8 protein-coding genes and 1 pseudogene are annotated in these 9,096 nt (G+C 62.9%); 1 reads left to right on the forward strand and 8 read right to left on the reverse strand.

Translation table 11 applies throughout. From position 1 onward, the window contains the following. Nucleotides 1–37: 37 nt before the first annotated feature. Genes fliO through fliL form a run of 4 tightly spaced genes read right to left on the reverse strand, consistent with a single transcriptional unit; the run spans nucleotide 38 to nucleotide 2,503 of the window. Nucleotides 38–496, reverse strand: a complete 459-nt coding sequence (gene fliO / locus ACREYQ_RS20495) for a flagellar biosynthetic protein FliO (protein ID WP_432262004.1) — start codon at nucleotides 494–496, stop codon at nucleotides 38–40. Beyond that, the gene (fliN, locus tag ACREYQ_RS20500; protein WP_432262005.1) at nucleotides 493–942 is read right to left on the reverse strand and encodes a flagellar motor switch protein FliN; all 450 of its coding nucleotides are present in this window, start codon (nucleotides 940–942) and stop codon (nucleotides 493–495) included. The genes fliO and fliN overlap by 4 nt, the downstream gene beginning before the upstream one ends. Next, on the reverse strand, nucleotides 935–1,954 hold the full coding sequence (gene fliM / locus ACREYQ_RS20505; RefSeq protein WP_432262006.1) for a flagellar motor switch protein FliM: 1,020 nt from the start codon (nucleotides 1,952–1,954) through the stop codon (nucleotides 935–937). Before fliM ends, fliN begins: the two co-directional genes overlap by 8 nt. Before the next feature lie 57 nt (nucleotides 1,955–2,011). Continuing rightward, entirely contained in the window at nucleotides 2,012–2,503 is a 492-nt protein-coding gene (gene fliL, locus ACREYQ_RS20510) for a flagellar basal body-associated protein FliL (protein ID WP_432262007.1), read from the reverse strand. A 500-nt stretch (nucleotides 2,504–3,003) separates the two neighbouring features. Here fliL and acnB point away from each other — a divergent pair, with 500 nt between their 5' ends. Next, entirely contained in the window at nucleotides 3,004–5,595 is a 2,592-nt protein-coding gene (gene acnB / locus ACREYQ_RS20515; protein WP_432262008.1) for a bifunctional aconitate hydratase 2/2-methylisocitrate dehydratase, read from the forward strand. 100 nt (nucleotides 5,596–5,695) lie between these two features. Here the strand turns inward: acnB and ACREYQ_RS20520 are convergent, their stop codons facing one another. The 4 genes and pseudogenes from ACREYQ_RS20520 to ACREYQ_RS20535 all read right to left on the reverse strand — a co-directional run. Next, a complete protein-coding gene (locus tag ACREYQ_RS20520; RefSeq protein WP_432262009.1) occupies nucleotides 5,696–7,426 on the reverse strand; it encodes a ShlB/FhaC/HecB family hemolysin secretion/activation protein in 1,731 nt (576 codons plus the stop codon). Between the two features lie 11 nt (nucleotides 7,427–7,437). Next, nucleotides 7,438–7,899, reverse strand: coding sequence for a hypothetical protein (locus ACREYQ_RS20525; protein WP_432262010.1), 462 nt, complete (start codon nucleotides 7,897–7,899; stop codon nucleotides 7,438–7,440). Nucleotides 7,900–8,172: 273 nt separating this feature from the next. Beyond that, a complete protein-coding gene (locus ACREYQ_RS20530) occupies nucleotides 8,173–8,559 on the reverse strand; it encodes a DUF6984 family protein (protein WP_432262011.1) in 387 nt (128 codons plus the stop codon). Between the two features lie 15 nt (nucleotides 8,560–8,574). Continuing rightward, nucleotides 8,575–8,712, reverse strand: a pseudogene (locus tag ACREYQ_RS20535) (IS5/IS1182 family transposase); the annotation flags it as partial. Nucleotides 8,713–9,096: the final 384 nt, after the last annotated feature.

Consider the following 9,096-nt stretch of genomic DNA (forward strand, 5'->3'; position numbering starts at 1 on the left):
CACGGCAGCGTGCGCCGCAGCGCGGCACGCGGGGAATTCATGATTTGAAGTGATCCTGCATCGAACGCAGCAGCTTTTCGGCAAAGGTGCCGCCGGTCGGCGGTTGCGATGATCCGATGGCGCCGCCGGGGGCCACCGTCGGGCTGGCGGCCGTGGTGCCCGCCGTCATGGTGTGCAGCGGCCGGATTTCGCCGGGGCTTACGCCCAGCACCAGCCAGGTATCGCCCACCTCGACCAGCACCAGGCGCTGGCGTGCGCCGAGCATGGTGCTACCGATCACCTTCATCGCGCCGCCCGTGGCATGGCGCACCAGGCCGGCACGCCGCGCCACCCAGGCCATGCCCAGGATCAGCGCGATGATGGCGAACAGCCCCAGCCCGGCCTGCGCCAGGCTGGCCGCGCCGCTGATGGCGGGCACGTGCGTGCCGTCGGCGGCCATGGCGGCCCCCGGCAGCATCGCAAGCACGGCCACGCTGGCGCGCGTCGGCATGGTCATTTGTTCAGCTTCCGGATGCGTTCGGAAGGCGTGATGATGTCCGTCAGGCGGATGCCGAACTTGTCGTTCACCACCACCACCTCGCCCTGCGCGATCAGGTAGCCGTTGACCAGCACGTCCATCGGCTCGCCGGCCAGGCCGTCCAGTTCCACCACCGAGCCCTGCGCCAGCTGCAGCAGGTTCTTGATGGGTACCTTGGTGCGGCCCAGTTCCACGGTCAGCTGCACCGGGATATCGAGGATCATCTCGATATCGTTGCGGAAGCCGCTCGGCGCTTCCTTGGCCAGCGGCGGGAAAACGGTGGCAGCGGCCGGGGTGGCCGCAGGCGCGGCCGCCGGTGCGGTGGCTGCGGGGATCCCGGCGGATGTGGCGCTGGTCTGCTCGGCCAGCGCGCTGGCCCAGTCGTCCATCGGGTCGACCGGCTTGTCCTCGATGCCGTCACTCATAATCGGTGTCCTCGGTGTCCAGGTGGGAGTGGCCGTCCTGGTGATTGATCATTCGTTCTACGCGCAGCGCGTACTGGCCGTTCATGGTGCCGAAGCCGCATTGCATGACGGGCACGCCGTCCACCTTGCCGAAGATCTTCTCCGGCAGCTCGATCGGCAGCACGTCGCCGGCGCGTAGCGCCAGCACTTCGGCCACGGTGCTCTGCAGGTGGGCGAATTCGGCGACCAGCTCCACCTCGGCCGCGCGCAGCTGCGTGGACAGTTGCGTGACCCAGCCCTTGTCGACCTCCTTCTCGTCCTGCAGCGGATTCATCAGCAGGTCCTTGAGGGGCTCGATCATCGCGTACGGCAGGCATACGTGAAGCTGGCCGCCGACCGCGCCCAGCTCGATGTGGAAGGCGGTGGTCACCACGGCTTCGTTGTGCGTGGCGACGTTGGCAAACTTGGGGTGCATCTCCGAGCGGATGTACTCGGTCTCGATCGGATGCACGGTGCGCCAGGCGTTGCCGTAGCTGGTCAGTGTCAGTTCCAGCATGCGCTGGATGATGCGCTGCTCGGTCTGGGTGAAGTCGCGGCCTTCCACGCGGGTGTGGAAGCGGCCGTCGCCGCCGAACAGGTTGTCCACCACCAGGAACACCAGGTTCGGGTCGTAGATGAACAGCGCCGTGCCGCGCAGCGGCTTCAGGTGGACCAGGTTCAGGTTGGTCGGCATCGGCAGGTTGCGCGCGAAATCGCCGAACTTCTCGATCCGCACGCTGCCCACTGAAATGTCCGCGCCGCGGCGGATGAAATTGAACAGCGCTGTGCGCATCGAGCGCGCAAAGCGCTCGTTGATGATTTCCAGCGTATGCAGACGGCCGCGGATGATGCGTTCCTGCGTCGCCAGGTTGTAGGGGCGCACCGCGCCTTCGTCGGGCGCAGGCTCGCTGGCCTTGGGCGTATCGGCTTCGCCGGATACGCCCTTGAGCAGCTCGTCTACCTCGTCTTGCGAGAGGAACTTGTCGTAGGCCATCTGGTGTCCTGCCCCTTGTGCGGCGTTATGGATGAATCCGGCTGCCCTGGCTTGCGCTTACTGCACCACGAACGAGGTGAAGAGCACATCCAGCACGCGCTGCGCCGGCAGGCCGCTGGCAAACGGCTTGCTGATGGTGTCGCGGATGTCGTCGGCCAGCTTGCGCTTGCCCTCGACGGTGGCCAGGTCGGCCGGCTGCCTGGCCGAGAGCAGCAGCAGGATGCGGCTGCGCGCTTCGGGCAGGTACTGGGCCAGGCGCGCCTGGGTCTCGGGATCGGCCACCTTCAGCGACAGGCCAGTGTGCAGGAAACGGTCGCCGTCGTTGCTGCGCAGATTGACGGTGAACGCATCCAGCGGCACGAAGATCGGCGGCGGTACGACCGGGGCGGCGGGCGCGGCGGCGGCGGCCGGCTGGCGGTTGCTCAGCACGCTGCCCAGCACGAAGCCTCCGGCGCCCAGTGCCAGGACCAGCACGCCGGCGCCGATCAGCAGCAGCCGGCCGCGCTTGCCTGTGTTGCCAGTCCGGGGAGGGGAAGCCGTGTTCGCCATGAGAAGCCTGTATCGGAATGCCTGCCATTCTTCCGGAATCGCAGGCCAGCAAAGGGCCGAAAAAAAGGGGGAAACCCTTTCAGCTTGGCCATTTGAGCGGAAAGGGGGCAGGCACGGCTACGCGAGCGGGCGCCCTGTGTTGCGCGCCTGCAGGCTGGTTAACGCTTGGCATCGGCTGAACTTGAGTAGTTCTGTCCGCCTTCTGCTTGCTTCGGCATGGTTTCGGCAGAGAGGGGAACCCGATGTTTGCCAGGACCTGCGTGCTCCTGGTGGCCGCGCGGGGTAGAGGCATCGGGGTCGGCAGCGTGCATTCCCTACTACGCTAGTCGGGAAGCTCGCTACGTGAGTCTGCAAAACAGTCAGTCATTAACGCATTGATTTTTATGCGTTTTCTCATTTTAACTCTTATATAAGATATAAGACATTTGACCAAGGAGCTGCTTCGGACTACAATCGCGACGTACCGAGTTCTTCTAAACCTAATTACTCAGCAGGTTCCCATGCTTGAAAACTATCGCGCACATGTGGCCGAGCGCGCCGCGCTTGGCATCCCCCCTCTGCCCCTGACCGCCAAGCAGACGGCCGAGCTGATCGAACTGCTGAAGAACCCGCCCGCCGGTGAAGAGCAAAACCTGGTCGAGCTGATCACCTACCGCGTGCCGGCCGGTGTGGACGACGCCGCCAAGGTCAAGGCCTCGTACCTGGCCGCCGTGGCGCTGGGCAAGGAACAGTGCGCGCTGATTTCGCGCGCCAAGGCGACCGAGCTGCTGGGCACCATGCTGGGCGGCTACAACATCTCGCCGCTGATCGAGCTGCTGGACGATGCCGAAGTGGGCACCGTCGCCGCCGACGCGCTGAAGAAGACCCTGCTGATGTTCGACGCCTTCCACGACGTGAAGGAGAAGGCCGACAAGGGCAACGCCAATGCCCGCGCCGTGCTGCAAAGCTGGGCCGACGCCGAGTGGTTCACCAGCCGTCCGGAAGTGCCGCAAAGCCTGACCATCACCGTGTTCAAGGTGCCGGGCGAAACCAACACCGACGATCTGTCGCCGGCCCCGGACGCCACCACCCGCCCGGACATCCCGATGCACGCGCTGGCCATGCTGAAGAACAAGCGCGACGGCGCGGCGTTCCAGCCGGAAGAAGACGGCAAGCGCGGCCCGGTCAAGTTCATTGAGTCGCTGAAGGAAAAGGGCCACCTGGTCGCCTACGTGGGCGACGTGGTCGGCACCGGCTCAAGCCGCAAGTCCGCCACCAACTCGGTGCTGTGGTTCACCGGCGAAGACATCCCGTTCATCCCGAACAAGCGTTTCGGCGGCGTGTGCCTGGGCAACAAGATCGCCCCGATCTTCTACAACACCATGGAAGACGCCGGCGCGCTGCCGATCGAGCTGGATGTGTCGAAGATGGAAATGGGCGACGTGGTCGAACTGCGCCCGTACGACGGCAAGGCCCTGAAGAACGGCGCAGTGATCGCCGAGTTCAAGGTCAAGTCCGACGTGCTGTTCGATGAAGTGCGCGCCGGCGGCCGCATTCCGCTGATCGTTGGCCGTGGCCTGACCGCCAAGGCGCGCGAAGCGCTGGGCCTGGCCCCGTCGACGCTGTTCCGCCTGCCGCAGAACCCGGCCGACACGGGCCGCGGCTTCACGCTGGCCCAGAAGATGGTCGGCCGCGCCTGCGGCCTGCCGGAAGGCAAGGGCATCCGCCCGAATACCTACTGCGAACCGAAGATGACTTCGGTGGGCTCGCAGGACACCACCGGCCCGATGACCCGCGACGAGCTGAAGGACCTGGCCTGCCTGGGCTTCTCGTCCGACCTGGTGATGCAGTCGTTCTGCCACACCGCCGCCTATCCGAAGCCGGTCGACGTCAAGACCCACCATACGCTGCCTGAGTTCATCAGCACGCGCGGTGGCATCTCGCTGCGCCCGGGCGACGGCGTGATCCACTCGTGGCTGAACCGCATGCTGCTGCCCGACACCGTCGGCACCGGCGGCGACTCGCACACCCGCTTCCCGATCGGCATCAGCTTCCCGGCAGGTTCGGGCCTGGTGGCCTTTGCCGCCGCCACCGGCGTGATGCCGCTGGACATGCCGGAATCGGTGCTGGTCCGCTTCAAGGGCAAGATGCAGCCGGGCGTGACCCTGCGCGACCTGGTCAACGCGATCCCGCTGTACGCGATCAAGCAAGGCCTGCTGACCGTGGCCAAGCAAGGCAAGCAGAACATCTTCTCGGGCCGTATCCTGGAAATCGAAGGCCTGCCCGACCTGAAGGTCGAGCAAGCGTTCGAACTGTCGGATGCTTCCGCTGAGCGTTCGGCCGCCGGTTGCACGGTGCGCCTGAACAAGGACCCGATCATCGAATACATCAACAGCAACATCACGCTGCTGAAGTGGATGATTGCCCAGGGCTACCAGGATCCGCGCAGCCTGCAGCGCCGCATCAAGGCCATGGAAGCGTGGCTGGCCAAGCCGGAACTGCTGCAGCCGGACGCCGACGCCGAGTACGCCGCCGTGATCGAGATCGACCTGGCCGACGTGCACGAGCCGATCGTGGCCTGCCCGAACGACCCGGACGACGTGAAGACGCTGTCCGAAGTGGCCGGCGCCAAGATCGATGAAGTGTTCATCGGTTCGTGCATGACCAACATCGGCCACTTCCGCGCAGCCTCCAAGCTGCTGGAAGGCAAGCGCGACATCCCGGTCAAGCTGTGGGTCGCCCCGCCGACCAAGATGGACCAGAAGCAACTGACCGAGGAAGGCCACTACGGCGTGTTCGGCACCGCCGGTGCCCGCACCGAAATGCCGGGCTGCTCGCTGTGCATGGGCAACCAGGCACAGGTGCGCGAAGGCGCCACGGTGATGTCGACCAGCACGCGCAACTTCCCGAACCGCCTGGGCAAGAACACCAACGTGTACCTGGGTTCCGCCGAACTGGCCGCGATCTGCTCGCGCCTGGGCCGCATCCCGAGCAAGGAAGAGTACATGGCCGACATGGGCGTGCTCAACGCCAATGGCGACAAGATCTACAAGTACATGAACTTCGACCAGATCGAGGACTTCAAGGAAGTGGCCGACGGCGTGACGGTGTAAGTCGCGTAGTCAGGCTGGCATGAAAGAAGGGGCCCCGCGTTTGCGGGGCTCCTTTCGCTTTTGCCATTTGTCTGCGGGCCGTCCTCCGGACGGCGCTTCGTCAGAACTCCAATCCCACCTGTGCCGCGACGTTCGGTTGCTGGGTGCGGAACAGCTCCGGCTTCTTCACCGGCCAGCCGAGCGCCACTTCGTAAGTCAGCGCGGCATAGCCACCCATGGCCCAACGCCCGCGCGCGCCGATCACGGCGCCCATCAGGGTCTGGCCGGCCAGGAAGGCAGCAGAGGGGCCGCTGACATGGCCTGCGTCGAAGCCGACGAAGGCTTCCTGACCAGTGTTGCCGAGCTGCCAGGCCAGGTCATTGCGCCAGGTCACGCCGTTCTCGGCGGCAAGGGTCAGTTGCTCATCGAAGCCGCGCACGGAATAGCGGTTGCCAATGACAAAGTAATCGGAAGGCAGGATGCGGGTGCGGGCGTACTGCATGCGCATGTTGGCCTGGTAGCGCAAGCGTGCCCCTGCAACCTGGAAGGGCACCATCAGGCCGGCGTTCGCCAGCATGATCTCGGACTTTCCATCCCAGCCCGGATCGCCCAGCACGAAACCCGGCGCCTGGGAGTGCGTGGGCAGGGAAGCGCGCCACGCTGCGCCGATGTCCAGCACCTTGTTGCCGAGGTACTGGCGATGCGAGGCGCCAACCTCGTAACCGACAAAATCCCGATGCTGCACGGCGATGTCGATGCCGTCCAGCGTAGTACTGGCGGTCTTGCGGAACACCTTGCCATACAGACTCGTCTTGCCCGATGCCGTGCGCAAGGGCACATAGCCCAGTCCCGCCTCGATCTGCGTGCTGTGTCCGCCGTAGACGATATCGCCCTCGAATCCCGCCACGGTCTGGCGATACCTGGACTGGTTCGCGTTGAAGAAGGCGTTCCAGTAGCCAAACGGGATGCTGTAGTTGATGGCGGACGAGCGCGTGCCTGCCGCGCCATTGCCGACATTGGCGTTGGTATTGCCGGAAATGGTCAGGCTGTCATAGAGGAAGAGCGGCGAGTCCACCGTCAGGGTACCGCCCATCTGGTAGCGCCCGGTGCTGTCGAGCCCGGCGTTGTCCCCCGTGACCAGCGCATGCCAGCGCTTGCCGGTGCCGGGCTTGATGACCAGCTCTGTGTCGCCCGGGTTTTCGCCGGGAACAAGGTCGATGGTGGCGTCCGCCTGGCCTTGCAGTCGCCGCATGTTCTCCATGCCCTGATCCAGGTCGCGCTGGCTCACAAGTCCGCCGGGGCCCGCGGGCAGCGCGGTGCGCCACCAACCGGGCGCGGCCTCGGCCGTGACGCGGGTGATATGCCCGGCCACCACGCGCAGGCGCAGCTCGCCGCTGGCGAGGTTCTGGTCGGGGATCAGCACGCGCGTGGTCAGGTAGCCCTGACTGACCAGGCGGGCGGAGAAGTAGTCCTGAATGGCCACCAGTCCCTTGCCGCCCACGCACTGGGTGGGGAGGATGCCGGCCTCGGCCTGCAGCCATTCGAATTCCTCGGCGCCCTCCCAGTCGACGGACTTGATCGGGAAGCAGGGGGATTCGGCGGGGAGGATCAGCGGGCCTGTCAGGGCTGGCTCGGTGGGGCCCGGCGTCAACACATCTGGGCGGGCCATGGCACGTTCGCGTGCGGACTCCTGCTGCTGTTCCTGGCGGCGTTCTATGGCGTCGTTTGACGTGACCGACGGGAAGAAGGGCACGGCCTGGGCGACGGCCAGAGAGGGCAGCGTCAGGAGGAACGGGACAAAAGGGGAGACGCCGCGCGCCTTGCGGCGCGCGTGGGAATTGGATGCCAGCATTGGATATGTGCCTATTCTTCCTGCGTGTCGTTCGAAGAGACGTTCTCGTGCACCAATGAACTCTCTCTGCCAACGAGAAGGGACCCGAGGCCGAAGATCGCCAATGCGAACGCCATCAGCGAGAGCAGATTGACCTGGGCAAGAAGCTGTAGTGCAGTCACAATGATTTGCATCAGCATGATGCCTACGCAAAGTCGCCACGCCAGTTCACTAGGGTCGTTCTGTAGCTTGTGCGACAGATAGACCATCCCGACGGTCCAAAAGAAGTTCTGAGTTGCAGGTATTGCATATAGCAGGAGGCGACTCCCGCCCGCGGGAATCTGCGCGGCAGGCGTCGCAAACGCGGCCACCATCTGGAAAGCTGCTGTGACGCCCAGGGCCAGTGAAAGGATGTAAAGAGCAACCTGCGCGAGCGCGTAGCGGTCCGATGTGAGAACAGAGGGCGGGCGGATTGGCTTATTGAAGAGTTTCATGCTGCGACCCTATATTCTTCGTCCCAAGGTTCGAGCTTGGCAGGAGATTCAGATTCTCCCCTTTCCTCGCGATGCGGGGTTCGAAGTTCCTTTATGAACTGATGCGTAATGCTCGCGAAAATAGTCAAAACAAATGGCATGCCAGTCGGCATGGGTTTCCATCCAGCTCCTTGAGCAAAGCAGAATGGAAGGGTGATGTAAGGAATTCCTAAAAGGGCTATATAGGCTACGGAAGCTCTTAGTAGGATATTTTTTATGCGCGTATTCATTGAACTACCTTTGCTTGTTTCCAGTCCCAGATCCGGGTAAGCGCGGAAAATCCTCAGGTTCCCATTTTTCCGGGATTTCTATGAGAGAAGAAAAATCGACTTTCCAGATGTCTATCTCGCACGGCGTTCCATCCTCGCTAACAATGAGCGTCGCGACCAAAAGAGTTCCATCGGCGTCAGTTGACTTAGCAGATGCCACGATTCGTCCGCATTTGGTGGTCTCGTCGCGGTGGGACGTGATTATCTGAAAGCTTCCCATCCCGCCATCACTCAAAGTTCTTACCAGTAGTGGTGAAGAGAGGAGTGTGTCAGCCACATTTCCCAAAGATCCAATATCCACAAGTCGACGAAGCAAAAGAGCTTCTCTCTCGTTCATTTGACGCAAAGTCATTTTTCACCCCTCACAGTCATGCATCGTGCCTTCCTTCATCATCAGTTCCCGCTCGCACAGCATGATGCCGATCTTTTCAAACAGCTTTCGCGTCAATTCATGCTCGACGAGCATGCGGCGAACCTTCAGTAGCGTGGTCGCGTCTGGCACCGCATTCATGGAATCAAGAACACCCATTGAGAGCGCACAAGATTTACGACCGCGGAAATAAGTGCAGCGATGGAGATAGCCGTCCAGAATCCGATGGAAGGTTCTTTATAAGTCAGCCAGGCCAGCAGAACGCCGCTTGTGATAGCTGTTGACTTGAGCCAATAAACAAATCTGCTCTTATGGCTCCCGTCTACGCTGTTTCCAAAAATTATCGAAGTGAAAAATAGGGATACCGCGGAAAATATGACCGTGCCGACTTCCAAGCTCATTGTTTTGACTTATCGTCGTCCAAGTATGTACGCTTTGCTTCGCGCCATGGCGATTCACCGAAAAACTTAAGGCAGATCGATTCTGTGCTGGAACTTATTCCGACAATGAGGGTAAATA

The sequence above is a fragment of the Cupriavidus sp. TMH.W2 genome, from assembly GCF_050847365.1.
In the GTDB taxonomy this organism is placed as follows: domain Bacteria; phylum Pseudomonadota; class Gammaproteobacteria; order Burkholderiales; family Burkholderiaceae; genus Cupriavidus.

Excerpts from the sequence above, each read along its gene's own strand:
- fliN (WP_432262005.1), bottom strand. The coding sequence starts at position 942 with ATGAGTGACGGCATCGAGGACAAGCCGGTCGACCCGATGGACGACTGG.
- fliL (WP_432262007.1), bottom strand. The coding sequence starts at position 2,503 with ATGGCGAACACGGCTTCCCCTCCCCGGACTGGCAACACAGGCAAGCGC.
- ACREYQ_RS20525 (WP_432262010.1), bottom strand. The coding sequence starts at position 7,899 with ATGAAACTCTTCAATAAGCCAATCCGCCCGCCCTCTGTTCTCACATCG.
- ACREYQ_RS20530 (WP_432262011.1), bottom strand. The coding sequence starts at position 8,559 with ATGACTTTGCGTCAAATGAACGAGAGAGAAGCTCTTTTGCTTCGTCGA.
- acnB (WP_432262008.1), top strand. The coding sequence starts at position 3,004 with ATGCTTGAAAACTATCGCGCACATGTGGCCGAGCGCGCCGCGCTTGGC.
- ACREYQ_RS20520 (WP_432262009.1), bottom strand. The coding sequence starts at position 7,426 with ATGCTGGCATCCAATTCCCACGCGCGCCGCAAGGCGCGCGGCGTCTCC.
- fliO (WP_432262004.1), bottom strand. The coding sequence starts at position 496 with ATGACCATGCCGACGCGCGCCAGCGTGGCCGTGCTTGCGATGCTGCCG.
- fliM (WP_432262006.1), bottom strand. The coding sequence starts at position 1,954 with ATGGCCTACGACAAGTTCCTCTCGCAAGACGAGGTAGACGAGCTGCTC.